This window comes from Streptomyces sp. CAI-85 (assembly GCF_013363615.1).
Classification (GTDB): Bacteria; Actinomycetota; Actinomycetes; order Streptomycetales; family Streptomycetaceae; genus Streptomyces; species Streptomyces antibioticus_B.
This window is the reverse complement of the sequence record NZ_JAANNX010000019.1, coordinates 65526-89780: the sequence shown is the minus strand read 5'-3', so window position 1 is coordinate 89780 and position 24255 is coordinate 65526. Positions and strand designations below refer to the sequence as shown.

Sequence of the window (24255 nt, the reverse complement as noted above, 5' to 3'; positions counted from 1 at the left end):
CTCAGAAGACGTAGGCGTCCACCTCGGCGAGATACCGGGCCCGCCGCTCCTCGTCGTCCTCCAGGAAGGAGGCGAGGAAGGAGTTGCGGGCCAGCTCGCGCAGCCGGTCCTCGTCCAGGCCGAGGGTGGCGTGTACGGCGTCGAAGGTGTCGCCCGCGTAGCCGCCGAAGTAGGCCGGGTCGTCGGAGTTGAGCGTGCACAGCAGCCCGGCGTCGAGCATGGCCGGCAGCGGGTGGTCGGCGAGGGTGTCGACGGTGCGCAGCCGGACGTTGGACAGCGGGCACAGCGTCAGCGGGATCCGCTCCCGCACCAGCCGCTCGACCAGCGCCGGGTCCTCCACGCACCGCAGTCCGTGGTCGACGCGCTCGACGCCGAGGACGTCCAGGGCCTCGGTGATGTACTCCGGCGGCCCCTCCTCCCCCGCGTGCGCCACACGCCGCAGACCGAGCGCGGCGGCCGCCTCGTAGACCTCGCGGAACTTCGCCGGGGGATGCCCGACCTCGGCGGAGTCCAGTCCCACCCCGGTGATCCGGTCGAGGTGGGGCTCGGCCGCCGCCAGGGTCTCCAGGGCCGACTCGGCGGACTCGTCGCGCAGGAAGCACAGGATGAGCCGGGTCGAGACGCCGTGGGAGGTCTCGCTGCGGCCCAGCGCGCGCCACAGCCCCTCCACGACCGTGCCCATGGAGATCCCGCGGGCGAGATGGGCCTGCGGGTCGAAGAAGATCTCCGCGTGCCGGACGCCCTGCGCGGCCGCGCGCGCCAGATAGGCGTCCGCGAGGTCCTCGAAGTCCTGCTCGGTGCGCAGCACCGCCATCAGCTCGTAGTACAGGTTCAGAAAGGACTGGAGGTCCTCGAACCGGTACGCCTCGCGGAGCGCCTCGGTGTCGGCGTAGGGCAGTGCCACCCCGTTGCGGGCGGCCAGCTCGAAAGCCAGCTCCGGCTCCAGGGTGCCTTCGATATGCAGGTGCAGTTCGGCTTTGGGGAGGGGCATCAAAGAATCGTACGCCCGTTTTACCGTCGTTTCGGCATCGGCACCCGTTGCAGATCATGGGCCACGGTCAGCTCGCCCTCGAATCCGGCGGCCCGTGCCTGCCGCTCGAACTCCTCGGGCTCGGTGTAGCGCTGGCTGAAGTGGGTGAGGACGAGGTGGCGCACCCCGGCGTCCCGGGCGGCGCGCGCCGCCTGTCCGGCCGTCAGATGCCCGTGGTCGACGGCGAGCCGCTCGTCCTCGTCGAGGAAGGTCGACTCGATGACGAGCAGATCGGCGCCCTCGGCCAGCGCGTGCACGCCGTCGCACAGCCGGGTGTCCATGACGAACGCGAACCGCTGTCCGCGCCGCGTCTCGCTGACGTCGTCCAGCGAGACGCCGTCCAGGACGCCTTCGCGCTGGATACGGCCGACGTCGGCGCCCCGGATGCCGTGCGCGGCGAGCCGCTCGGGCAGCATGCGCCGCCCGTCGGGCTCGACGACCCGGTAGCCGTATGACTCGACGGGGTGCGAGAGCAGCCGGGCTTCGAGGGTGTACGACGGCGTGGTGGCGAGGATGCCGTCCGCGTCGACCGGGGCCTCGGTGACGCCGACGGTCTCGCGGTAGGCGGTGGAGTACCGCAGCCGCTCGAAGAACCGCTGCCCGGAGCGCGGGTAGTGGGCGGTGACCGGGTGCGGGACCTGGTCGAGGTTGATCCGCTGGATCACCCCGGCCAGGCCGAGGGAGTGGTCGCCGTGGAAGTGCGTGACACAGATCCGGTGCAGATCGTGCGCGGCGACCCCGGCCCGCAGCATCTGGCGCTGGGTGCCCTCGCCCGGGTCGAAGAGGAGGCCCTCGCCGTCCCAGCGCAGCAGATAGCCGTTGTGGTTGCGGTGCCGGGTCGGGACCTGGCTGGCGGTGCCGAGGACCACCAGTTCGCGTACGGACACGTCACCTCACCCGGGGGGCCACTGGAGGCCGCGGCCCCCGAGGACGTGCGCGTGGGCGTGCCAGACGGTCTGGCCGGCGCCGCTGCCGGTGTTGAAGACCGTCCGGTAGCTCTCCAGCTTCTCCTCGTCGGCGACGGCCTGGGCCTCGCGCAGCACGTCCGCGGCGAGCGCGGGTTCGGCGGCGGCGAGCGCGGCGGCGTTCTCGTAGTGCGCCTTCGGGATCACCAGGACGTGCGTGGGCGCCTGGGGGTTGATGTCCCGGAACGCCACGGTCGTCTCGGTCTCCCGCACGATCGTCGCCGGGACATGCCCCCCGACGATCTTGCAGAACAGACAGTCGTCCTGCGGCTCGCCTGCCATACGGCCTCCTCCACAGCGGTGATCTCTTGCGGGCATCGTAGCGAGCGGGTCACGGAGCGGTGGGTGGGGTCTTCGCCGGTGTCGACTCCAGGGCGGTCAGGGCCAGTGAGATCGCCGCGTCGAGCTGGACGTCACGGTCCGCCGCGTGGTCCTGGGGGCGGCAGACGACCTCGACGTCGGGGTCGACGCCGTGGTTCTCCACGCCCCAGCCGTAACCCTCCAGCCAGATCGCGTACTTGGGCTGGGTGACGAGCGTGCCGTCGACCAGCCGGTAGCGGCTGTCGATGCCGATGGTGCCGCCCCAGGTGCGGGTGCCGACCACCGGTCCGATGCCGAGCGCCTTGATCGCCGCGTTGACGATGTCCCCGTCGGAGCCGGAGAACTCGTTGGCGACGGCGACGACCGGCCCCCGGGGCGCGTCCTCCGGGTAGCTGGAGGGCCGCACGCCGCGCGGCACGTCCCAGCCGACGATCCGGCGGGCCAGCTTCTCCACCACCAACTGCGAGGTGTGCCCGCCCCGGTTCTCCCGCACGTCGACCACGAGACCCTCGCGGGCCACCTCGATCCGCAGGTCCCGGTGGATCTGGGCCCAGCCGGGCGCCTGCATGTCGGGCACGTGCAGATAGCCGAGCCGGCCGCCGGACGCCTGGTGGACGTACGCCCGCCGGTCGGCGACCCACGCGTGGTAGCGCAGCGCCTCCTCGTCGGCGACCGGGACGACGACGGTGTGCCGGGGCTCGCCGCCGCCGGACGGCGAGACGGTCAGCTCCACCGGCTTGCCCGCCGTACCGACCAGCAGCGGTCCGGGACCGGTGACCGGGTCCACCGGATGTCCGGCGACGGCGGTGATCGCGTCCCCGGCGCGCACCGCGACGCCGGGGGCGGCGAGCGGGGAGCGGGCGTCGGGGTCGGAGGTCTCCGAGGGCAGGATCCGGTCGATGCGCCAGCCGCCGTCCTCGTGACGGGAGATGTCGGCGCCCAGCAGCCCCTGCCCGGCGCCGCCGCCGTGGCCGCCGCGCGGGATGACGTAGGCGTGCGAGGTGCCCAGTTCGCCGTGCACCTCCCACAGGAGGTCCACCAGGTCGTCATGGGTGGCGACCTTGTCCAGGAGCGGACGGTAGCGGTCGAGGACGGCGTCCCAGTCGACGCCGCCGAGGTCGGCCCGCCAGTAGTTGTCCCGCATGATGCGGCCGTTCTCGTCGTACATCTGCCGCCACTCGGCGGCCGGGTCGACGCGCTGCCGGATCCGGGTGAGGTCGACGGTGATGTTGCCGTCGCTGTCCTCGTCGCCGGAGGCGCGCCGGTCGCTGGGGACGACCTTCAGCTTGCCGTCGGTCCACAGCAGCAGGCGTTTGCCGTCGCCGCTGACCTCGAATCCGTCGGCGTCGGCGGCCAGATGGTCCAGGCGCTGCTGGGCGAGGTCGAAGCGCTCCAGCTCGGTGTTCGGATCGGGGTCGTCGGGGGTGGCGCGGGAGGCGCCGAGCACCCCGCGCACCGGGTGCCGCAGCCACAGCACGCCGTCCTTGGCGGCGGCGAGGGAGGAGTAGCGGCCGGCCTCGACGGGGAAGGGCACGATCCGGTCGGCGAGGCCGTCGAGGTCGATCCGGGTGGCGGGGGTGCCCTCGCTGTCGGGCGTCTCGTCCTTGTCGGGCGCCTCGAAGGGGCGGCCGTGCCGCTGCGGTCCGAACGGCGAGGGCGTGGTGGCGGCCAGGGTGATCAGATGCGGGCGGGCGCCCTCGATGAAGGAGAGGTCGAAGGCGTGCTCGTCGTAGACCGGGTCGAAGGCGCGGGTGGACAGGAACGCCAGGTGCCTGCCGTCGAGGGTGAAGGCGGGCGCGTAGTCGCGGAAGCGCAGCGGGGTGGCCTCGGTGACCGACAGATCGGTGACGTTGGCCAGTCTGAGCTGGGCGAGCGGGCGCGGCCCGGGGTGCGACCAGGCGAGCCAGGCCGAGTCGGGCGAGAACACCAGGTCGGAGACCTCGCCGTCGGGGCTGCGGTCGACCTCGCGGACCTCGCCGCTCTCGCGTTCCACGAGCAGCAGCCGGCCGTCGTGGGCGGCGACGGCGGCCCGGCTGCCGTCGGGTGCCATGGCCAGTTCCAGGACCCGGCCGAGCCGGCCGGCGGCGAGCCGGCGCGGGCTCGCGCCCGGGGCCGTCCCGGTGGCCGGGGCGAACTCCAGGGCGTCCTCGCCCTCGGCGTCCGTCACCCACACCACCCACTCCTCGCCCTCCGTGCGGAAGGTGCGCGGCAGCCGGGCCCGCACGCCGGGCTCGGCGGCGAGGGCGCGGGCGGGCCCGGAGCGGTGGGTGATCCAGTGGACGGCGCCGCGCACCTCGACGGCGCTGCCGCGGGCGGTGTGGTCCGGGGCGGCCCCGCCGAGCCAGCGGGCGGGGGCGACGGGGCGGGGCCTGCGGTCGGTGCGCTGGCCGCCGAGGCGGACGTCGAGCCGGCGGGGCTCGGCGCCGTCGAGGTCGTCCAGGATCCAGAGCTCGCCCGCGCGGGCGTACGCGATCCGGGTGCCGTCGCCGGCGGCCTGGCGGGCGTAGAACTCGTCGAGCGGGGTGTGGCGGCGCAGGTCGGAGCCGTCGGCGAGGGAGGAGTAGAGGGCGCCGGTGCCCTCGTGGTCGGAGAGGAAGGCGATCCGCTCGCCCACCCACACCGGGTACTCGATGTTGCCGTCGAGGCCGTCGTGGAGCCGGGTGAACTGGCCGTCGCCCTCGCGGTCGATCCATAGCTTGCCGGCGGTGCCGCCGCGGTAGCGCTTCCAGTGGGCGGCCTCGCGGCTCATCGTCGCGGACAGCAGCACGGTGTGCGGGCCGTGGGCGACGGCGCCGACCGGGCCGTACGGCAGGGTGGTGGCCGGTCCGCCGTCGAGCGGGACGGCGCGGGCCCAGGTGTGGCGCGGGCTCGGCCGGTCGTGGGCGCTCAGGGCGAGGACCTCGCCGTCGGGGGTCCAGCCGCGCACCCGGGTGCCGGCGGCGCCCGAGTGGGTGAGCCGGGTGGAGGGTCCGCCGTCGACCGGGGCAATGTACACCTCGGCGGCGCCGTCGCGGGTGGAGGTCCAGGCGACGGTGGTGCCGTCGGGTGAGATCCGGGGATGGGAGACCGGCATGTTGTCGGCGCTGACCCGCCAGGCGCGTCCCCCGTCAAGGGGCGCCAGCCACACGTCGTCCTCGGCGGCGAAGGCCACCAACTCGCCGTGCGGATGCGGGAATCTGAGGTATGAGGCGGGCGTCGCGGACTGGGTCACCCGATCACTTTAGGCACCGGAGGGACCGCAGGTCAGGGGTTTTGATCAGTTCTCTTTCACTCCTTTTGCACTGCTCACTTCCCCTCCCGACCCGCTCGCTTCCTCTCCCGCGCCGCTCACTTCCCTTCGACCGGCCCGCACCCGGCCTTGCCGGCCCTGCACCACACCGTCTCGGTGACCGTCACGGTGACGGTGGGCCGCGCCCCGGATCCACCGCTGCCGCCGGAGCCGCCGGTGTCGGGCGGGTCGACCGGCGAGGGGGTCGCGGACGCGCAGTCGCCGAGCCCGGAGACCCGGAAGATCTGCTTCTTGCCGACGTCCGCCCGCAGATCGCCGCGCACACAGGCGCCGTTGACGGCCCGGGTGACCTTGCCGGTGACGGTGATGTCCCGCCCGTCGCCGGTCTCGCCGGTGCAGTCGACCGCGGCGATCCGTTCGGTCCCGGCGTCCCCGTCGTACTTGCCGGTGCAGGTCAGCCAGCGCACGTCCACGTCCCGGCGCTCGATCTCGGCGGTCGCGGCCTCGTCGGTGGTGTACGCCACCGACATGGTGCTCAGCCCGCCGGGCTCGCACGCCGTCAGACCGCCCACGGCCAGGGCCGCGAGCACGCCCACCCCGGCCAGACGCGGCCGGATCCACGGTGATGACCCCATGCGGGGCAGCCTGCCACCGTCCCGCCGGTCGCGATAGGGCGCATACGGCCACTCCCGGCACGCACACCTGTCCCGCCCCTCACCCCACCGACGGCCCCGGGGGGCGCCCGAAATTGCCGCGCCAGGCGGCCGTTCGGCGGCCTAGGGCCTTTCTTTCGGATCTGGCCGGCCTCGAACGACGGTGCGTCTCGGCGGGCCCGAGCGGGGTCTGGTGCGTGCAGATGCAAGGCGGAGGAGGGCGGCAACGCGGAGCGTTGACAACCGACGACAACGCCGCTGGGGGTCCCCCCTCTGGGGGAGCGCGTGCCAGACCCCGCGACCCCCGGCAAGATCCGAAAGAGAGGCCCTAGCCTGACCGGCATGCGTGACAGCCGCCGTATCCGCACGCTCGTCGTGGACGAGCACACCCGCTATCTGTGGCGGGTCCGTCACCGGCACGGCGACCGGGAGCGGCCCTGCGCGGAGGTGCTCGGTCTGAACCGCGACGGGGTGCACACCCGGATCGTCTTCCTCGCCGGTCCCGGCCGGTACGCCGGTGACGGCGGGTACACGCACTCCGGCGGCGTGGGCGACCGCGACCACCACCTCAACCTCCACGAACCCGGCGTCGTCCGCGCCCTGGTGGACGAGGCCGGACGGCGGGGGCTGCTGGTGTCCGGCGGTGAGGTGGACGGCTGGGAGCTGATCGCCGCCGTGGCCGAGGCGTCGGCAGGAGAGTGAAGTCACCTGCCCGCGCCCGTAGTTGTGGGTCCGGGCGTCAGGACCAGCGGCCCGTGCGGCCCAGCAGGAGGGCGGTGGCGGCGGTGCCCGCGGTGGAGGTGCGCAGGACGCTGCGGCCCAGCCGGTAGGCGCGTGCGCCGGCCGCCTCGAAGAGCGCCAACTCCTCGGGCGAGACGCCCCCTTCGGGTCCGACGACGAGCACGATCTCGCCCTCGGCGGGGAGTTCGGCGGTGGCGAGGGGCGCGCTGCCGTAGTCGCGGTCCTCGTGCAGGACGGCGGCGAAGTCGGCCCGCGCCAGCAGGTCCGCGACCTGACGGCTGCTCGCGGCGTCGGCGACCTCGGGGAACCGCACCCGGCGGGACTGCTTGCCCGCCTCGCGGGCGGTGGCCCGCCACTTGGCGAGGGCCTTGAGGCCGCGGTCGCCCTTCCACTGGGTGATGCAGCGGGCGGCGGCCCACGGCACGATCGCGTCGACGCCGGTCTCGGTCATCGTCTCGACGGCCAACTCGCCCCGGTCGCCCTTGGGAAGGGCCTGTACGACGGTGATCCGGGGCGTCTCGACGGGCTCCTCGACGACGTCCTCCAGGGCCACCACGAGACGGTCCTTGCCCTCGGCGGCGAGCACCTCGCCCGGCGCCCAGCGCCCGGCTCCGTCGGTGAGGACGACCGCCTCGCCGGCCCGCAGCCGCTTCACCGACACGGCGTGCCGCCCCTCGGCGCCGTCGAGCACGAACTCGACGCCCCCGGAAGGGAGTTCGTCAACAACGAAGACGGGCGCGGTCATCGGCCCTCACCTCCGTCGAGGCGGCCGGACAACGCTGTCTCCGCGTCCGCGAGTTCGGCCATCAGGACCTCCACCAGCTCCGCGGCCGGCAGCTCCCGGGCCAGCCGGTGGCCCTGTCCCGCCCACAGCGCCATGCCCTGCGGATCGCCCGCCTTGGCGGCGGCCTTGCGCAGCGGCGCGGTGAGGTGGTGCACCTCGGGGTAGGCGGCGGGGGCGTAGGGGCCGTGCTCGCGCAGGAAGCGGTTGACCAGACCGCGGGCCGGACGGCCCGAGAAGGCCCGGGTCAGCTCGGTGCGCACGTACAGCGGGTCGATGAGCGCCTGCTTGTGGACCGCGTGGGCGCCCGACTCGGGGGTGGCGAGGAACGCGGTGCCCAGTTGGGCCGCGCTCGCGCCGGCCGCGAGGACCGCGGCGATCTGGCTGCCGCGCATCAGCCCTCCGGCGGCGACCAGCGGCAGGCTCACGGCCTCGCGGACCTGGGCGATCAGGGCGAGCAGTCCGATGCCGGAGCCGTCGTTCTCGGGGACGTCCCGGTGGGTGCCCTGGTGGCCGCCGGCCTCCAGGCCCTGCACGATCACCGCGTCCGCGCCGGCCCGCTCCGCGGCGAGGGCCTCCTCGGCGGTGGTGGCGGTGACCAGGGTGAGCGTCCCGGCCCGGCGCAGCGCGGCGAGCGCCTCCGCGCCGGGCACGCCGAAGTGGAAGGACGCCACCGGCACCGGGTCGTCGAGGAGCACCGCGAGCTTGGCGTCGTAGCCGTCGTCCCGGCCGCTGTCCGGGTCGCCGAGTTCGGTCTCGTACCAGGCGGCCTCGCCGGCGAGCTGATGGGCGTAGACCTCGACCGCGCCGCTCTCCGCGTGTTCCGGCTGCGGCATGAACAGGTTCACGCCGAAGGGGCGGCCGGTGAGCCCCCGCATCTGCTTGATCTCCTGGTACATGCCGTCGGCCGTCTTGTACCCGGCGGCGAGGAACCCGAGCCCGCCGGCCTCGGACACGGCGGCGGCGAGCTGCGGGACCGAGACACCGCCCGCCATGGGGGCCTGCACGATCGGATACGGGAAGAGATCGGTCAGTGCGGAGGACATGACGGCATGTTGTCACGTCCTCCGAACAAGTCCGAATCGGGTCTTCCCGGCGGTCGGCGCCGCCCCATGACGGCGCTTTCCGGGCCGTCGGACGCCGTGGCGGGCGCCCTTCGGCCCGTTGCCTCAGCGGCCGTTGAAGGCGTCCTTCAGCCGGGAGAACAGACCCTGCTGCCCGGGCTGGAACTGGCCCAGGGGCCGTTCCTCGCCGCGCAGCTTGGCCAGCTCCCGCAGCAGGCGCTCCTGCTCGGGGTCGAGCTTGGTCGGCGTCTGCACCTCGACATGGACGATCAGATCGCCGCGGCCCCCGCCGCGCAGATGCGTGACGCCCCGGCCGTGCAGCGGGATCGACTGGCCGGACTGGGTACCGGGCCGGATGTCGACCTCCTCCAGACCGTCGAGCGTCTCCAGCGGCACCTTGGTGCCGAGGGCCGCCGCCGTCATCGGGAGGGTGACCGTGCAGTGCAGGTCGTCGCCGCGGCGCTGGAACATCGCGTGCGGCAGTTCGTGGATCTCCACGTACAGGTCGCCTGCGGGGCCGCCGCCGGGGCCGACCTCGCCCTCGCCCGCGAGCTGGATCCGGGTGCCGTTGTCGACACCGGCCGGGATCTTCACCGTGAGCGTGCGGCGGGAGCGGACCCGGCCGTCGCCCGCGCACTCCGGGCACGGGGTGGGGACGACGGTGCCGAAGCCCTGGCACTGGGGGCAGGGCCGGGAGGTCATGACCTGGCCGAGGAAGGACCGGGTCACCTGGGACACCTCGCCGCGGCCGCGGCACATGTCGCAGGTCTGCGCCGTGGTGCCGGGGGCCGCGCCCTCGCCGCTGCACGTGGCGCAGACGATCGCGGTGTCGACCTGGATGTCCTTGGTGGTGCCGAAGGCGGCCTCCTCGAGGTCCACCTCCAGCCGGATCATCGCGTCCTGGCCACGCCGGGTCCGCGACCGCGGGCCGCGCTGGGAGGCCGTTCCGAAGAACGCGTCCATGATGTCCGAGAAGTTGCCGAAGCCACCGGCGCCGAAGCCGCCCGCGCCACCGCCGCCCGCCTGCGAGAGGGGGTCGCCGCCGAGGTCGTAGACCTGCTTCTTCTGCGGGTCCGAGAGCACCTCGTAGGCGGCGTTGATCTCCTTGAACCGCTCCTGGGTCTTCGGATCCGGGTTGACGTCCGGGTGCAGCTCGCGGGCGAGCCGGCGGAATGCCTTCTTGATCTCATCCTGCGACGCGTCACGGCGCACGCCGAGAACGGCGTAGTAGTCCGTGGCCACTCAGGACTCCGCCAGGATCTGTCCGACGTACCGTGCCACCGCTCGTACCGCTCCCATCGTTCCCGGGTAATCCATGCGGGTCGGTCCGACCACGCCGAGTTTGGCGACTGCCTCAATGCCCGAACCGTAGCCGACCGAGACCACCGAAGTGGAGTTGAGTCCCTCGTAGGCGTTCTCGTGACCGATGCGTACGGTCATGCCCGAATCTCCCGCCTCGCCCAGGAGTTTGAGGAGAACGACGTGCTCCTCCAGGGCCTCCAGGACGGGCCGGATGGTGAGAGGGAAGTCATGTCCGAAGCGGGTGAGATTGGCGGTGCCGCCGATCATCAGCCGCTCCTCGTTCTCCTCGACGAGCGTCTCCAGCAGGGTGGAGAGCACGGTCGAGACGGTGCCGCGGTCGTCGGCCTCGAAGGCCTCCGGCAGGTCCTCGACCAGCCGCGGCACATCGGTGAACCGGCGGCCCGCGATCCGGCTGTTCAGCCGCGCCCGCAGATCCGCGAGCGAGGCTTCCCCGAAGGGCGCCGGGCAGTCCACCATCCGCTGCTCGACCCGGCCGGTGTCCGTGATCAGCACCAGCATCAGCCGGGCCGGCGCGAGCGACAGCAGCTCGACATGGCGGACGGTGGAGCGGGTCAGCGAGGGGTACTGCACCACGGCGACCTGCCGGGTGAGCTGGGCGAGCAGCCGTACCGTGCGCGCCACGACGTCGTCGAGGTCGACGGCGCCGTCGAGGAAGCTCTGGATGGCGCGCCGCTCCGGCGCGGTCATCGGTTTGACGCCGGCCAGCTTGTCGACGAACAGCCGGTAGCCCTTGTCGGTGGGGATGCGCCCCGCGCTGGTGTGCGGCTGGGCGATGTACCCCTCCTCCTCCAGGGCCGCCATGTCGTTGCGGACGGTGGCCGGGGAGACGCCGAGGTTGTGGCGCTCGGTGAGCGCCTTGGAGCCCACGGGTTCCTCGGTGCCCACGTAGTCCTGGACGATGGCGCGCAGCACCTGAAGCCTTCGCTCGCTCAGCATCGCGCCCACCTCCAGACGTCGTGCACCGGTCCCCCGGGCTCCTCGCCTGGCACTCTTCCCGTTCGAGTGCCAGCGTTCCCCCGCCAGTGTACGGCGGTGGGGTACACCCGGGGCAAGGTCAAGGGGTGCCGCCGGCCATACCGTTAGCGTCGCGGTATGACGGTGACTTGGGAAGAGCTGGGGTGGGAGCGGGTCGCGGCCGGGGTCGGGCGGTGCCGGCTGCCGGGCTGGGACTGCACGGCGGGGCTGGTCGTCGGGGCGGGCTCGGCCCTGCTCGTGGACGCCGGGGCGAGTGTGGCGGAGGGGGCGCGGCTGCGGGCCGAGGCGGAGGAGCTGGCCGGCGGTCGTGTGACCCATCTCGCGCTCACCCACCCCCACTTCGACCATGTGTTCGGCGCCGCGGCGTTCGCGGGCGCGGAGATCTTCGGGGCGGTGGGTCTGGAGACGGTACGGGCGGAGGAGCTGCGGGCGGACGCGGTGCGGCACGGGCTCGACGAGGCGGCGGCGACGGAGGCCGCGGACGTCCTGGTACGGCCCCACCACCTGGTGTGCGGGGAGCGGACCCTCGATCTGGGCGGCGCCCGGCAGGTGCTGCTCGCGAACGTCGGCCCCGCCCACACCGCCCACGACCTGGTGGTCCTGGTCCCCGGCGCCTCCGGTTCGCCCGAAGTGGTGTTCTGCGGCGATCTGGTCGAGGAGTCCGGCGAACCGCAGGCGGGCCCGGACGCGGTGCCCTCGCACTGGCCGGCCGCGCTGGACCGGCTGCTGGACCTCGGCGGTGAGGACGCCCTGTACGTGCCCGGTCACGGGGCGGTGGTGGACGCCGCGTTCGTGCGGGCGCAGCGCGAGGCGCTGGCGGCGCGTTTCGGCGTGTCGCGCTGATCCGGGAGCGATCGGGCCGGCGCTTCTCCTATCGTCATCCGAATGCGCCAGTACTCCGCCGATCTGACCCCTCCCTGGAAGAAGCCGAAGCCCGTCCCCGAGGTCCCGGCGGAGCCCGGCCTGGTGGTGGAGGAGCCCGGGACCGGTTTCTGCGGCGCGGTGATCCGCTGCGAGGCGGGCACGGTGACCCTGGAGGACCGCTTCGGCAAGCACCGGGTGTTCCCGCTGGAGCCGCGCGGCTTCCTCCTCGAGGGCCGGGTCGTGACCCTCGTACGGCCGTCGTCGGGTGCTCCGGTACGTCCCTCCCGTACCGCCTCCGGTTCGGTGGCCGTCCCCGGCGCCCGGGCCCGGGTCGCGCGCGCCGGGCGCATCTACGTGGAGGGCCGGCACGACGCCGAGCTGGTGGAGAAGGTGTGGGGCGACGACCTGCGGATCGAGGGCGTGGTCGTGGAGTACCTGGGGGGCGTGGACGACCTCCCGGCGGTCGTCGCCGACTTCGCCCCGGGTCCTGACGCCCGGCTGGGGGTACTGGTGGACCATCTGGTGCCGGGCTCCAAGGAGTGGCGGATCGCCCGGTCGGTGACCGGCGAGCACGCGCTCGTGGTGGGGCACCCGTACATCGACGTCTGGGAGGCGGTGAAGCCGTCGGTCCTGGGCATCGACGCCTGGCCGCGGGTCCCGCACGGTCAGGACTGGAAGACGGGCGTGTGCCGGGCGCTGGGTTGGCCGGCGGAGAACACGGGGGCGGTGTGGCAGGCGATCCTGGCCCGGGTGACGTCCTACCGGGACCTGGAGCCGGAGCTGCTGGGGAGGGTGGAGGAGCTGATCGACTTTGTTACGGCAGCCGGTGACGCCGGACTCCGTTGAGCGTTCCGAAGTCGCTCGTGTCCAGTTCCACGCCAAGCATGTCGAGCAGCACAGGCTCACCGAACTTCGTGATCCACTGCGCACGGTAGTCGGCTTCGTGTCCTGCGCCGACAGGGTCGGTCAACGTAACGCAGTGCGCCATGATCGGGTCGATGATCAGGTAGACAGGGATTTTGCCTGCCGCGTAGATGGAACGCTTGGCCCCATAGTCCCGGTCGATGCTTGTCTTCGAGACCACCTCGACGACCAAGGTGATCAACGGGGACGGGAGCAGGTTGCCCGAGGCAGGGGCCGTGCCACGTTCCAGCACCACCAGGTCCGGGATGGGCTCGCTGGCCTCGCCACTGATGTCCACATCGGTCGTCTGGAGTCGCTCCCAGCGCTCACGCGGGATCTGATCCTGCACGTCCACCACGATCCGGTTGTGCACCAGATCGGGAGTGGCCATCATCACGATTTCCCCCCGGAGAAGCTCAACCTTGACGCCCTCGGGAGGCTCGAGCTCCTGGAAGAACCTGGTCATCCCGCGTTCGTCCACAGCGGTCATCTCCATGGCCTCCGCATCCGCCGCGTCCTTTTGGCGGCAGCCTACGAATCAGGTTAGGCACCGAACCCGCGTTCCGGGGGGATTCACCCGCCGGGGTGATCAGTCCACCAGGTCCCGCACCACAGCGTCCGCCAGCAGCCGCCCCCGCAGGGTCAGCACCGCCCGCCCGTCGTCGTACGGGGCCCGGTCCAGCAGTCCCTCGGACAGGGCCCGCCGGGACGCCTCCAGGCCCGCGGGGCGCAGCAGGGACAGCGGGACGCCGTCCCGCAGCCGCAGCTCCAGCAGGATCCGTTCGACGCGCCGGTCCTCCTCCGACAGCAGCTCGCGCCCCGCGCCGGGCGAGCGGCCCGCGGCGAGGGCGGCCGCGTAGGCGCCCGGGTGCTTGACGTTCCACCAGCGCACCCCGCCGACGTGCGAGTGCGCGCCGGGGCCCGCGCCCCACCAGTCGGCGCCGCGCCAGTACAGCTCGTTGTGCAGACAGCGGGCCGCGGGCGAGGCGGCCCAGTTGGAGACCTCGTACCAGTCGTAGCCCGCCGCCGACATCACCTCGTCCGCGATCAGATAGCGGTCGGCGTGGACGTCGTCGTCGGTCATCGGGACCTCGCCGCGCCGGATCCGCCGGGCGAGCTGGGTGCCCTCCTCGACGATCAGGGCGTACGCGCTGACGTGGTCGGGGCCCGCGCCGAGCGCCGCGTCCAGCGAGGCCCGCCAGTCGTCGTCGGACTCGCCGGGGGTGCCGTAGATCAGGTCGAGGTTGACGTGCTCGAAGCCGGCCGCGCGTGCCTCGGCCACGCACCGCTCGGGGCGGCCGGGGGTGTGGGTGCGGTCGAGGACCTTCAGGACGTGCTGCCGGGCGCTCTGCATGCCGAAGGAGATCCGGTTGAAGCCGCCCGCCCGCAGGGCCGCCAGATACGCCGGGTCGACCGACTCCGGGTTCGCCTCCGTCGTCACCTCGGCGTCCGGCGCGAGCCCGAACTCGTCCCGGATCGCGCGCAGCATCCGCACCAGGTCGGAGGCGCCCAGCAGGGTCGGCGTACCGCCGCCGACGAAGACCGTGCGGACCTCGCGGGGGTCGTCGCCGAGGACCTTGCGGGCGAGGCGGATCTCGTCGGTGAGGGTGTCGGCGTAGTTGTCGCGGGAGGCGAGGACGCCACCGGTGCCGCGCAGCTCGGTGGCGGTGTAGGTGTTGAAGTCGCAGTACCCGCAGCGGGTCGCGCAGTAGGGAACGTGCAGGTAGAACCCGAGGGGGCGGTCGGCGGCGCCGGTGAGCGCGGACGCCGGGAGTGTGCCGTCGTCGGGGACCGGCTCGCCGTCGGGAAGTGCGGAAGGCATGGGGTCCATTGTCCAGGACCGGCGGGACTACTCCGCCTGGAGGACCAGCAGGGCCAGATCGTCCTGCGGCGGACGCTCCCCGAAGTCGTGCACGAGACGGCGGATCCGCTCGGCGATCAGGTCCGCGTCGAGGCCCGTGCACCCGGCGAGCGCGGCGGCGAGGCCGTCGCCGTCGTCGAACTGGCGGGAGCCCGAGCGGCGCTCGGTCACCCCGTCGGTGACGCACAGCAGGGTGTCGCCGGAGCGCAGCTCCACGCAGTCGCAGCCGTAGGTGATCTCCTCGACGACCCCGAGGAGGGTCTGCGGGCGGGCGACCGTGGCGACGGAGCCGTCGGGGCGCAGGAGCAGCGGCAGCGGGTGTCCGGCGGAGGCGAGGGTGCAGCGCACGCCGCCCTCGAAGGGGGCCAGTTCGCCGTAGAGGAGCGACAGGAAGCGGGTCTGGGGGCCGTCGGCGGGGCCGGGGCCGACGAAGGCGCGGGCGGCGGCGTCGGCGGCCTCGGTGGCGTCGTCCAGGAGGAGCTGGTTGAGGCGGTCCAGGACGTCGGCGACGCCGTAGCCCTCGCGGGCCAGCAGCCGCAGCCAGGGGCGGGCCAGGCCGATCACCACGGCCGCCTCCGGGCCCTTGCCCTGGACGTCGCCGATCGCGAAGCACCAGCGGCCGTCGCCGGCCGGGAAGAGGTCGTAGAAGTCGCCGCTGGGCCCGCCCTGCTCGCGGGGTTCGTAGACGAGGGCGCTGCGCACGCCGGGGATCTCGGCGACCGCGCCGGGCAGCAGGCCGCGCTGGAGGACGGCGCTGATGGTGGCCTGGCGGGCGTACTGGCGGGCCGCGCCGATGGCGAGCGCGACCCGGCGGCCGAGGTCCTCCACCAGGCCGGTGACCTCGTCGGGGAAGCCGTCCGGGGCGGTCCTGCCGATGACCAGGGTGCCCAGCGGGCGGCCGCCGGCGATCAGCCGGTAGGCGAGGGCCGTGCCGTGCGGGCCGAGCGCGGCGGCGGGCCAGGGGAAGGGCGTCGGTCCCGAGCCGAGGGATTCGGGCGGGCGGAGCGGGTCCTTCTCCAGGGCGCGGCGGAGTTCCTCGACGCGGTGCTCGCTGCCGTGCCAGACCCGGGCCAGCCGGGGTCCGGGTCCGCCGGACCACTCGCCGCCCGCGCCGCCGCTCAGCTCGTCCTCCAGCCAGACCGCGCACCAGTCGGCGAGCCGGGGCACGAGGAGCTGGCTGGTGAGGGCGGCGACCAGGTCCTCGTCGAGCTGCCCGGCGAGCAGGTCGGACGCCTCGGCGAGGAAGGACAGGGCGCCGCGGTTGAGCCAGTCGCGGCCGTCGGGCCCGGCGGGCTGCGGATCGGGGGCGAGGGCCTCGAGGAGCCCGAAGGCGTCGGTACCGGTGCCCTCGACGTCCTCGTACGGCTCGGTGGGCACCAGCCGCGCCCAGACCGTCTTGCTGCCCCTGCGGTACGTCACGCCCCAGGCGTCGGCCAGCGCCGCGACCAGCCGCAGGCCCCGGCCGAACTCCGGGATCTCGTACGACGCCTCGGGGCCGCCCTGGTGGGGGCCGCTGTCGCGGGGCGGGCGGGAGGGGTGCCGGTCGGACACCTCGACCACCACGGCACTCCCGCCGGGCTCCTCGTCCAGCCGGCAGAGCAGCGTGATGTCGGTGCCGGCGTGCACGACGGCGTTGGTGACCAGTTCGGAGACGACGAGTATCGCGTCCTCGGCGAGGCGCTCGACGGGCCGTCCGGCGCCGGTCAGGCCGAGCCCGGCCCAGTCGGCGAGGGTGCTCCGGACCAGGTCACGGGCGGCGCCGGGGGCGAGCGGGCCGCCGTTCAGGGTGACCTCGGCGTACGGCGACGGCACGGCCCGGAAGGCGTGGGCCGGCGCGTCCCCGGCACGGGAGAACTCCCGCTGGGTCGGAATGGCCCCCATGCACAGCTCCCGGCACGGTCGGAGGACAACGCCTCGGTCAGTGCCGCCAGAGTGACAGACGGGCCCCGCCCATAAGCAAGGGGTTACCGAAGAGGGGCGCCATGAGTGAGGACAGTGCCCCGACCCTGACCGGAACCGACCGCTCTGCCACCGCCTTGTGCCCGTCCGGACTATGCCAAACGCCCATGTGTGGCGGGACGCGACCGACGCACGGCGGCTCCGGAAGGGGCGAGTGCCCTTCCGGAGCCGTCCGTCCTACGCCTTGGGGGGCGTTCCGGGAGACGTCCTGGGGGACGTCGTGGGGCGCGGGATCACGCCTCGCGGGTGCCCGCGTACATCTCGTCGATCAGGTGCTTGTACTCGCGCTCCACGACCGGCCGCTTGAGCTTCAGGCTCGGGGTGATCTCGCCGTGCTCCACGTCGAGGTCGCGGGGCAGCAGACGGAACTTCTTGATGGTCTGCCACTTCTGGAGACCCTCGTTGAGCTGCTGCACGTACCCCTCGACGAGGGCGACCGTGGCCGGGGCGGCGACGACCTCGGCGTAGGACTTGCCCGCCAGGCCGTTGTCCTTGGCCCAGTCCAGCAGGGACAGCTCGTCCAGCGCGATGAGCGCGGTGCAGAAGTTCCGGTCGGCGCCGTGCACCAGGATGTTGGAGACGTACGGGCAGACCGCCTTGAACTGGCCCTCGACCTCGGCCGGCGCGATGTACTTGCCGCCGGACGTCTTGATCAGGTCCTTCTTGCGGTCGGTGATGCGCAGATAGCCGTCCGCGGACAGCTCACCGATGTCACCGGTGTGGAACCAGCCGTCGGCCTCCAGCACCTCGGCGGTCTTGTCGGGCAGCCCGTGGTAGCCCTCCATGATGCCGGGGCCGCGCAGCAGGATCTCGCCGTCGTCCGCGATGCGCACCTCGGTGCCGGGCAGCGGCTTGCCGACCGTGCCGGTGCGGTACGCCTCGCCGGGGTTCACGAAGGAGGCCGCGGAGGACTCGGTGAGGCCGTAGCCCTCCAGGATGTGGATGCCGGCGCCGGCGAAGAAGTAGCCGATCTCGGGCGCGAGGGCGGCCGAGCCGGAGATGCAGGCGCGCAGGTTGCCGCCGAACGCCTCGCGGATCTTGGCGTAGACGAGCTTGTCGGCGACCTTGTGCTTCGCGGTCAGCCCGACCGGCGCGGTGCGGTTGCCGGTGCGCTTGAAGTTGTCCTGGGTGACCTTGGCGTACTCGCGGGAGACCTCCGCCGCCCACTGGAAGATCTTGTACTTGGCGCCGCCGCCGGCCCGTGCCTTGGCCGCGACCCCGTTGTAGACCTTCTCGAAGATGCGCGGCACGGCCGCCATGTAGGTCGGCTGGACCACCGGCAGATTCTCGATGATCTTGTCGACCCGGCCGTCGACGGCGGTGACGTGCCCGACCTCGATCTGGCCGGAGGTGAGCACCTTGCCGAAGACGTGCGCGAGCGGCAGCCACAGGTACTGGACGTCGTCCGCGCCCACCAGCCCGGTCGCGGCGATCGCCTTCGCCATGTACGACCAGTTGTCGTGCGGCAGCCGTACGCCCTTGGGGCGGCCGGTGGTGCCCGAGGTGTAGATGAGGGTGGCGAGCTGGTCCTTGGTGATCGCGCCGACCCGCTCCTTGATGAGCTGGGCGTCCCGCTCCAGCCGGGCGGCACCGCGCTTCTCCAGCTCGTCGAGGGTGAGGACGAAGTCGTCGCTCTCCACCCCGGCCGGGTCGATCACCACGACATGGGTGAGCGCGGGCAGCTCGGCGCGCTTCTCCACGGCCTTGGCGAGCTGCGCGGCGTCCTCCGCGATCAGCACCCGGCTCTCGGAGTCGGAGAGGATGTACGCCGACTCCTCGGCGTTGGTCTGCGGGTACACCGTGGTGGTGGCCGCGCCGGCGCACATGATGCCGAGGTCGGCGAGGATCCACTCGATCCGGGTGGAGGCGGCCAGCGCCACCCGCTGTTCGGGCTCCACACCCAGTTCGATCAGGCCGGCCGCGATCGCGAAGACCCGTTCGGCGGCCTGTCCCCAGCTCAGGGACGCCCAGGCGTCGGGGCCCTGGCCGGACGCGTCGGGGACCGGATACCGGTACGCCTCCGCGTCGGGCGTGACCGACACGCGCTCCAGGAAGAGCCCCGCGACGGACGGCGGACGGTTCTCGATCAGTGTCTGTGTGTCGCTCACGACATCCTCCGGGGCCCGCGACGGTGCGGCTGGCTCAATGCGGCTGTTTTCACTCACAACTACTACGTAACTCGTGGCCGTTGTTTAACTCACGAGTAACTACCGAGCAGGGATCAGAGTAGAGGGCGACCGCCCGCCGCGTAAGGGGCCACGGAGGGTTACTTTCCCCTCAGTACGAGGCGGGGCCCGCCGCGACACGACGCGACGGGCCCTGAACGGCGGTGTCCGCCGGGCTACTTCTTGCCCTTGCCGGAGCCCGCGCTGTCGTCGCTGCTCAGCACCGCGATGAAGGCTTCCTGCGGAACCTCCACGGATCCCACCATCTTCATCCGCTTCTTGCCTTCCTTCTGCTTCTCCAGCAGCTTCCGCTTACGGGAGATGTCACCGCCGTAGCACTTGGCGAGGACGTCCTTGCGGATGGCGCGGATGGTCTCGCGGGCGATGACCCGGGAGCCGATGGCCGCCTGGATGGGCACCTCGAACGCCTGCCGCGGGATCAGCTCGCGCAGCTTGGCGACGAGCCGCACCCCGTACGCGTACGCGGCGTCCTTGTGGGTGATCGCCGAGAAGGCGTCCACCTTGTCGCCGTGCAGCAGGATGTCGACCTTGACCAGGCTGGAGGTCTGCTCGCCGGTGGGCTCGTAGTCCAGCGACGCGTAGCCGCGGGTCTTGGACTTCAACTGGTCGAAGAAGTCGAAGACGATCTCCGCGAGCGGCAGGGTGTAGCGGATCTCGACCCGGTCCTCGGAGAGGTAGTCCATGCCGAGCAGGGTGCCGCGCCGCGTCTGGCACAGCTCCATGATCGAGCCGATGAACTCGGTCGGCGCCAGGATGGTCGCCCGCACCACCGGCTCGTAGACCTCGTTGATCTTGCCTTCGGGGAACTCGCTCGGGTTGGTGACGACATGCTCGGTGCCGTCCTCCATCACCACGCGGTAGACCACGTTCGGCGCGGTGGCGATCAGGTCGAGGCCGAACTCGCGCTCCAGCCGCTCCCGGATCACGTCGAGGTGCAGCAGACCGAGGAAACCGACGCGGAAGCCGAAGCCGAGGGCCGCGGAGGTCTCCGGCTCGTAGACCAGCGCGGCGTCGTTGAGCTGGAGCTTGTCGAGGGCCTCGCGCAGCTCGGGGTAGTCGGAGCCGTCCAGCGGATACAGGCCGGAGAAGACCATCGGCTTGGGGTCCTTGTACCCGCCGAGGGCCTCGGTGGCGCCCTTGGCCTGGCTGGTGACGGTGTCACCGACCTTGGACTGGCGGACGTCCTTCACACCGGTGATCAGATAGCCCACCTCGCCGACGCCCAGGCCGTCCGCGGCCAGCATCTCGGGCGAGTTGGTGCCGATCTCCAGCAGCTCGTGGGTGGCGCCGGTGGACATCATCCGGATCCGCTCGCGCTTGTTGAGCTGGCCGTCGATGACACGGACGTACGTGACCACGCCCCGGTAGGAGTCGTAGACCGAGTCGAAGATCATCGCGCGGGCGGGGGCGTCCTTGACGCCGACCGGCGCCGGGATGTCCCGGACGGCCCGGTCCAGGAGCGCGTCGACCCCGACGCCGGTCTTCGCGGAGACCCGCAGCACGTCGTCGGGGTCGCAGCCGACGAGGTTGGCCAGCTCCTCCGCGAACTTCTCGGGCTGCGCGGCCGGCAGGTCGATCTTGTTCAGCACGGGGATGATCGTGAGGTCGTTCTCCATCGCCAGGTAGAGGTTGGCGAGGGTCTGCGCCTCGATGCCCTGGGCCGCGTCGACGAGGAGGATCGTGCCCTCGCAGGCCGCGAGCGACCGCGAGACCTCGTACGTGAAGTCGACGTGCCCCGGCGTGTCGATCATGTTGAGGATGTGCGTGTTGCCGGGGTCCTGGGTCGGAGCCCACGGCAGTCGCACCGCCTGGGACTTGATCGTGATTCCGCGCTCACGCTCGATGTCCATGCGATCGAGGTACTGAGCACGCATCTGCCGCTGCTCGACCACGCCGGTGAGCTGGAGCATCCGGTCGGCGAGCGTGGACTTGCCGTGGTCGATGTGCGCGATGATGCAGAAATTGCGGATCAGAGCCGGGTCGGTACGGCTCGGCTCGGGCACATTCTTAGGGGTCGCGGGCACGCAGGGTCCTGTCTCTTGAGGCGCCTTCGTGCCTCGGGTCGGATCGATACGTAGGTTCCATGGTCCCACGGGCGGCGACCGGGGACCGGTTTGGGCCATCCTCGGGGCCGCTGGTAACGTGGAGGGCTGTGTCTCATGCCCTCTCAGCGCGAGACACGCTTCAGAAATCACCTGGCGCGGGTCCCGAGCGGTCCCGTGCCTGAACCTGCAAAGGCTCATTCGTGGCGAACATCAAGTCCCAGATCAAGCGGATCAAGACCAACGAGAAGGCCCGGCTGCGCAACAAGGCCGTCAAGTCCTCCCTGAAGACCGCGATCCGCAAGGCCCGCGAGGCCGCTGCCGCGGGTGACGTCGAGAAGGCCACCGAGCTCCAGCGCGTCGCCGCGCGTCAGCTCGACAAGGCCGTCTCGAAGGGCGTCATCCACAAGAACCAGGCCGCCAACAAGAAGTCGGCGCTGGCTTCCAAGGTCGCGACCCTCAAGGGCTGAACCCTTATCTGATCTGACCGCCGGAAGGACCCAGAGCGGGCCCTCTCTCATCCGCTCCCGACCGGCACCCCTAGGACCCGCGCGCGGCCTGCGTTCGCCACGCGGGCGCGGATCCGACAGCTTGAACCGAAGGCCCCGGCCGTCCCACACCCCGTCTCGGGGCGAGTGGCGGCCGGGGCCTTCGGTATGGGCCTCACGACCAGAACGCGTCGGCCTGGTCCATGTCCTCGACGCACTCGTCCAGGTCACTGATCTTGTCGCCGACGATCCGGAACACGATGCCTCCGTTCTCGTCGATGTGCCGGTCACCTCGGTCGGCGGTGAAACGGTGCACGGTCATCGCGTGCCCCCGGCCGTCGACGAAGACATGGAGCAGCTCCACCCGGAACGACCCGCCCGTCTCCGCGGCGAGCCGGCCGTAGTAGTCGCCGAGGACCGCGTCGATCCCCTTGTAGTCGCCCGACAGCGGGTGGGAGCCGGGAACGTGGTGCGTACAGTCCCCGGTCATCAGCGAGCGCAGGGTGTCCATGTCCCCGCGCTGGAACGCCTCGTAGCCCTTGCGCACGAGAGCCGCGTGCGGGTGTTCAGCCATGGCGATCGCCACCTTTCCCCATACGGGGGTGGATGAGGCTGACACCCACGATTGTCCTCTTCGCGGGGCCTATCGGCCCCTGGAACGGGCCGCCCTCGCGACCGCCACGACCGCCTTCTCCAGGGCGTACTCCGGGTCGTCCCCGCCGCCCTTGACGCCCGCGTCCGCCTCGGCGACGGCGCGCAGCGCGTAGGCCACGCCGTCGGGGGTCCAGCCCCGCATCTGCTGTCTGACCCGGTCGATCTTCCACGGCGGCATGCCCAGCTCGCGGGCGAGATCGGCGGGCCGGCCGCCGCGCGCGGAGGACAGCTTGCCGATCGCCCGGACGCCCTGCGCGAGCGCGCTGGTGATCAGCACGGGCGCGACCCCGGTGGCCAGCGACCAGCGCAGCGCCTCCAGCGCCTCCGCCGCCCGCCCCTCCACGGCCCGGTCGGCGACCGTGAAGCTCGACGCCTCGGCCCGCCCCGTGTAGTACCGGCCCACCACCGCCTCGTCGATCGTCCCCTCGACATCGGCGACCAACTGCGTCACCGCCGAGGCCAGCTCCCGCAGATCGCTGCCGATCGCGTCCACCAGGGCCTGGCACGCCTCCGGTGTGGCGGACCGCCCGGTGGCCCGGAACTCCTGCCGCACGAACGCCAGCCGGTCCGCCGGCTTGGTCATCTTCGGACAGGCCAGCTCCCGCGCCCCCGCCTTGCGCGCGGCGTCCAGCAGCGCCTTTCCCTTGGCCCCGCCGGCGTGCAGCAGCACCAGCGTGATCTCCTCGGCGGGCGCCCCCAGGTACGCCTTCACGTCCTTGACCGTGTCGGCCGACAGATCCTGCGCGTTCCGTACGACGACGACCTTGCGCTCGGCGAAGAGCGAGGGGCTGGTCAGCTCGGCGAGCGTGCCGGGCTGCAACTGGTCCGGGGTCAGATCGCGCACGTCCGTGTCGGCGTCGGCGGCCCGGGCGGCGGCCACCACCTCCTGCACAACACGGTCGAGCAGCAGCTCCTCCTGCCCCACGGCGAGCGTCAGAGGGGCGAGGGGGTCTTCGGTCGCACTCTTCCTGGCCATCCCCGAAAGCATCCCACGCCCCACTGACAGCCGGGTCCCCCCGTCAGCCTCGGCCGGCGCCCGGGGCTACGGCTCCTCCCGCCAGCCGTCCCACTCCGCCGCGAACTCGTCCAGCGCCGCCGCGTCCAGCCGGTTCTCCTCGTCCGCCAGCACGATCAGCCACTGGGCGTCCTCCGCGTCGTCCTCGCCGGCCAGCGCGTCACGGACGATCCGCGGCTCCTCCGCCACCCCGAACCGCTCCCCGAGCGCCTCCGCCGCCTCCTGCGCGGCATCGCGGTCGGGCAGCACCAGCACATGTCTCACATCGCTCACGCGCCCCATTTTCCGGTACGCGCGCGGGGCGATCGCCGGGGCCTCACCTCACGCCGTCCGCGGTCTCACCCGCGGCACCTCCTCCAACTCGATCCCGAACCGCTCCCGGTACACCGCCAGCACCTCCTCGTCCGTCCCCAACTCCTTCTCCTCGCTGGTCCCGCCGACGCCGGTCACCTTCAGCCGCCGCCCGCTGAGCGTGACCCTCCCCCCGTCCTCCGTGACCCGCGAGCACACCAGCGACTGCGTGAAGTGCGACCCCGGCGCGGTGCGATGCCACCAGGCACCGGAGACGAAGTCGCGCAGCGTCCGCGGCCGCACCTCGAGGCGGTACACGCGCGAGCCGTTGCGCACGACGTCCAGGTCCGCCGCCTCCGACCGCCGCGCCGCCCGACCGCCGCCGCCCTTCACCCCGGCCCGGTCGGGACCGGCCTCGACGATCCGGAACACGCCCCCGGGATCGTCCTGCTCGCCCCGGTCCTCGAAGCGGAGCGGGTAGTGGCTGTGCGCCCCGAACCCGACGTCCGCCAGCCAGTCCCCGGCGTCCACCGTCCGCACCCGCAGCGCGAGATGGTCGAACGGGATGCCCAGCACCCCCCGCTCCCCGTACACCCGTGCCGCGAGCAGCGTCACATCGAAACCCAGCGCCGTCAGCAGCGCCCCGAACGCGCCGTTCAGCTCGTAACAGAACCCTCCCCGGTGCCCGTCGACGATCTTCTCCACCAGCCGCCCCGGCTCCAGCTCGATCTCCTCCCCCAGATGCACCGACAGGTTCTCGAAGGGCACGGCCCGCAGATGCCGCAGATGCAGCTCCCGCAGGACGTCGATGGTGGGCCAGGCGGGCTGCTCGGCCCAGAGGCGGCGCAGATAGGCGTCGACCTGGCGGGCGTCGAGCCGAAGGGAATCGACCTGTACGGAATCCATGCCC

Annotated in this window: 22 protein-coding genes; 4 read left to right on the top strand and 18 right to left on the bottom strand. The window is 72.5% G+C overall.

Translation table 11 applies throughout. The features are described from left to right. Window position 1: 1 nt before the first annotated feature. The 5 genes from G6W55_RS21595 to G6W55_RS21575 all read right to left on the bottom strand — a co-directional run bounded on the left by G6W55_RS21595 (window position 2) and on the right by G6W55_RS21575 (window position 6180). Window positions 2-991, bottom strand: a complete 990-nt coding sequence (locus G6W55_RS21595) for an adenosine deaminase (protein WP_175522479.1) — start codon at window positions 989-991, stop codon at window positions 2-4. A 20-nt stretch (window positions 992-1011) separates the two neighbouring features. Further along, window positions 1012-1917 carry a ribonuclease Z gene (locus tag G6W55_RS21590; protein WP_175522478.1) on the bottom strand — a complete coding sequence of 302 codons (906 nt, stop codon included), beginning with the start codon at window positions 1915-1917 and terminating at the stop codon, window positions 1012-1014. A 6-nt stretch (window positions 1918-1923) separates the two neighbouring features. Further along, complete coding sequence (locus G6W55_RS21585; protein ID WP_030779272.1) at window positions 1924-2277, bottom strand: histidine triad nucleotide-binding protein; 354 nt, start codon at window positions 2275-2277, stop codon at window positions 1924-1926. A gap of 49 nt (window positions 2278-2326) precedes the next feature. Further along, entirely contained in the window at window positions 2327-5527 is a 3201-nt protein-coding gene (locus G6W55_RS21580; RefSeq protein WP_175522477.1) for a S41 family peptidase, read from the bottom strand. Window positions 5528-5643: 116 nt separating this feature from the next. Then, window positions 5644-6180, bottom strand: coding sequence for a hypothetical protein (locus G6W55_RS21575; RefSeq protein WP_175522476.1), 537 nt, complete (start codon window positions 6178-6180; stop codon window positions 5644-5646). 360 nt (window positions 6181-6540) lie between these two features. Between G6W55_RS21575 and G6W55_RS21570 the strand changes: the two genes are divergently transcribed. Next, window positions 6541-6900 (top strand): hypothetical protein, encoded by a 360-nt coding sequence (locus G6W55_RS21570; RefSeq protein ID WP_175522475.1) that lies wholly within the window; start codon window positions 6541-6543, stop codon window positions 6898-6900. 37 nt (window positions 6901-6937) lie between these two features. Here the strand turns inward: G6W55_RS21570 and G6W55_RS21565 are convergent, their stop codons facing one another. The 4 genes from G6W55_RS21565 to hrcA all read right to left on the bottom strand — a co-directional run bounded on the left by G6W55_RS21565 (window position 6938) and on the right by hrcA (window position 11043). Continuing rightward, window positions 6938-7684, bottom strand: a complete 747-nt coding sequence (locus G6W55_RS21565) for a 16S rRNA (uracil(1498)-N(3))-methyltransferase (protein WP_175522474.1) — start codon at window positions 7682-7684, stop codon at window positions 6938-6940. After that, the gene (locus tag G6W55_RS21560; RefSeq protein ID WP_175522473.1) at window positions 7681-8766 is read right to left on the bottom strand and encodes a nitronate monooxygenase; all 1086 of its coding nucleotides are present in this window, start codon (window positions 8764-8766) and stop codon (window positions 7681-7683) included. Before G6W55_RS21560 ends, G6W55_RS21565 begins: the two co-directional genes overlap by 4 nt. Window positions 8767-8889: 123 nt before the next feature. After that, a complete protein-coding gene (gene dnaJ, locus G6W55_RS21555) occupies window positions 8890-10026 on the bottom strand; it encodes a molecular chaperone DnaJ (protein WP_030779289.1) in 1137 nt (378 codons plus the stop codon). Beyond that, window positions 10027-11043 carry a heat-inducible transcriptional repressor HrcA gene (hrcA, locus tag G6W55_RS21550; protein WP_030779292.1) on the bottom strand — a complete coding sequence of 339 codons (1017 nt, stop codon included), beginning with the start codon at window positions 11041-11043 and terminating at the stop codon, window positions 10027-10029. It abuts the gene before it with no gap. Window positions 11044-11199: 156 nt separating this feature from the next. On the opposite strand from hrcA, the gene G6W55_RS21545 reads away from it, so the two are divergent. Together G6W55_RS21545 and G6W55_RS21540 are read left to right on the top strand one after the other, a co-directional pair. Then, entirely contained in the window at window positions 11200-11925 is a 726-nt protein-coding gene (locus tag G6W55_RS21545; RefSeq protein WP_175522472.1) for an MBL fold metallo-hydrolase, read from the top strand. 42 nt (window positions 11926-11967) lie between these two features. After that, window positions 11968-12792, top strand: a complete 825-nt coding sequence (locus G6W55_RS21540; RefSeq protein ID WP_175522471.1) for a DUF3097 domain-containing protein — start codon at window positions 11968-11970, stop codon at window positions 12790-12792. Here G6W55_RS21540 and G6W55_RS21535 read toward each other — a convergent pair. The 5 genes from G6W55_RS21535 to lepA form a co-directional block, all read right to left on the bottom strand. Continuing rightward, a complete protein-coding gene (locus G6W55_RS21535; RefSeq protein ID WP_175522470.1) occupies window positions 12761-13339 on the bottom strand; it encodes a Uma2 family endonuclease in 579 nt (192 codons plus the stop codon). The two genes, G6W55_RS21540 and G6W55_RS21535, sit on opposite strands and share 32 nt — an antisense overlap. A gap of 99 nt (window positions 13340-13438) precedes the next feature. Continuing rightward, complete coding sequence (hemW, locus tag G6W55_RS21530; RefSeq protein WP_175522469.1) at window positions 13439-14671, bottom strand: radical SAM family heme chaperone HemW; 1233 nt, start codon at window positions 14669-14671, stop codon at window positions 13439-13441. A gap of 27 nt (window positions 14672-14698) precedes the next feature. Next, a complete protein-coding gene (locus G6W55_RS21525; RefSeq protein WP_175522468.1) occupies window positions 14699-16591 on the bottom strand; it encodes a SpoIIE family protein phosphatase in 1893 nt (630 codons plus the stop codon). Window positions 16592-16902: 311 nt separating this feature from the next. Continuing rightward, window positions 16903-18777 carry a long-chain fatty acid--CoA ligase gene (locus G6W55_RS21520; protein ID WP_175522467.1) on the bottom strand — a complete coding sequence of 625 codons (1875 nt, stop codon included), beginning with the start codon at window positions 18775-18777 and terminating at the stop codon, window positions 16903-16905. A 233-nt stretch (window positions 18778-19010) separates the two neighbouring features. Further along, window positions 19011-20879: a translation elongation factor 4 gene (gene lepA / locus G6W55_RS21515; RefSeq protein ID WP_175522466.1), complete on the bottom strand. Its 1869-nt coding sequence runs from the start codon at window positions 20877-20879 to the stop codon at window positions 19011-19013. 221 nt (window positions 20880-21100) lie between these two features. Between lepA and rpsT the strand changes: the two genes are divergently transcribed. Continuing rightward, on the top strand, window positions 21101-21367 hold the full coding sequence (gene rpsT, locus G6W55_RS21510) for a 30S ribosomal protein S20 (RefSeq protein WP_030779316.1): 267 nt from the start codon (window positions 21101-21103) through the stop codon (window positions 21365-21367). A gap of 193 nt (window positions 21368-21560) precedes the next feature. On the opposite strand, the gene G6W55_RS21505 is transcribed toward rpsT, so the two are convergent. The 4 genes from G6W55_RS21505 to G6W55_RS21490 all read right to left on the bottom strand — a co-directional run bounded on the left by G6W55_RS21505 (window position 21561) and on the right by G6W55_RS21490 (window position 24251). Then, window positions 21561-21959, bottom strand: coding sequence for a nuclear transport factor 2 family protein (locus G6W55_RS21505; RefSeq protein ID WP_175522465.1), 399 nt, complete (start codon window positions 21957-21959; stop codon window positions 21561-21563). Between the two features lie 69 nt (window positions 21960-22028). Beyond that, on the bottom strand, window positions 22029-23015 hold the full coding sequence (holA, locus tag G6W55_RS21500) for a DNA polymerase III subunit delta (RefSeq protein ID WP_205069611.1): 987 nt from the start codon (window positions 23013-23015) through the stop codon (window positions 22029-22031). 66 nt (window positions 23016-23081) lie between these two features. Next, entirely contained in the window at window positions 23082-23327 is a 246-nt protein-coding gene (locus tag G6W55_RS21495; RefSeq protein ID WP_078633459.1) for a hypothetical protein, read from the bottom strand. A gap of 48 nt (window positions 23328-23375) precedes the next feature. After that, on the bottom strand, window positions 23376-24251 hold the full coding sequence (locus G6W55_RS21490) for an arylamine N-acetyltransferase (protein WP_175522463.1): 876 nt from the start codon (window positions 24249-24251) through the stop codon (window positions 23376-23378). Window positions 24252-24255: the final 4 nt, after the last annotated feature.

Bases quoted from the DNA above. Each gene is read 5' to 3' on its own strand.
- G6W55_RS21570 (WP_175522475.1), top strand. From the start codon at position 6,541: ATGCGTGACAGCCGCCGTATCCGCACGCTCGTCGTGGACGAGCACACC.
- holA (WP_205069611.1), bottom strand. From the start codon at position 23,015: ATGGCCAGGAAGAGTGCGACCGAAGACCCCCTCGCCCCTCTGACGCTC.
- hrcA (WP_030779292.1), bottom strand. From the start codon at position 11,043: ATGCTGAGCGAGCGAAGGCTTCAGGTGCTGCGCGCCATCGTCCAGGAC.
- hemW (WP_175522469.1), bottom strand. From the start codon at position 14,671: ATGCCTTCCGCACTTCCCGACGGCGAGCCGGTCCCCGACGACGGCACA.
- G6W55_RS21490 (WP_175522463.1), bottom strand. From the start codon at position 24,251: ATGGATTCCGTACAGGTCGATTCCCTTCGGCTCGACGCCCGCCAGGTC.
- G6W55_RS21540 (WP_175522471.1), top strand. From the start codon at position 11,968: ATGCGCCAGTACTCCGCCGATCTGACCCCTCCCTGGAAGAAGCCGAAG.
- G6W55_RS21505 (WP_175522465.1), bottom strand. From the start codon at position 21,959: ATGGCTGAACACCCGCACGCGGCTCTCGTGCGCAAGGGCTACGAGGCG.
- G6W55_RS21575 (WP_175522476.1), bottom strand. From the start codon at position 6,180: ATGGGGTCATCACCGTGGATCCGGCCGCGTCTGGCCGGGGTGGGCGTG.
- G6W55_RS21525 (WP_175522468.1), bottom strand. From the start codon at position 16,591: ATGGGGGCCATTCCGACCCAGCGGGAGTTCTCCCGTGCCGGGGACGCG.
- G6W55_RS21535 (WP_175522470.1), bottom strand. From the start codon at position 13,339: ATGACCGCTGTGGACGAACGCGGGATGACCAGGTTCTTCCAGGAGCTC.
- G6W55_RS21595 (WP_175522479.1), bottom strand. From the start codon at position 991: ATGCCCCTCCCCAAAGCCGAACTGCACCTGCATATCGAAGGCACCCTG.
- G6W55_RS21565 (WP_175522474.1), bottom strand. From the start codon at position 7,684: ATGACCGCGCCCGTCTTCGTTGTTGACGAACTCCCTTCCGGGGGCGTC.
- G6W55_RS21560 (WP_175522473.1), bottom strand. From the start codon at position 8,766: ATGTCCTCCGCACTGACCGATCTCTTCCCGTATCCGATCGTGCAGGCC.
- G6W55_RS21545 (WP_175522472.1), top strand. From the start codon at position 11,200: ATGACGGTGACTTGGGAAGAGCTGGGGTGGGAGCGGGTCGCGGCCGGG.
- G6W55_RS21585 (WP_030779272.1), bottom strand. From the start codon at position 2,277: ATGGCAGGCGAGCCGCAGGACGACTGTCTGTTCTGCAAGATCGTCGGG.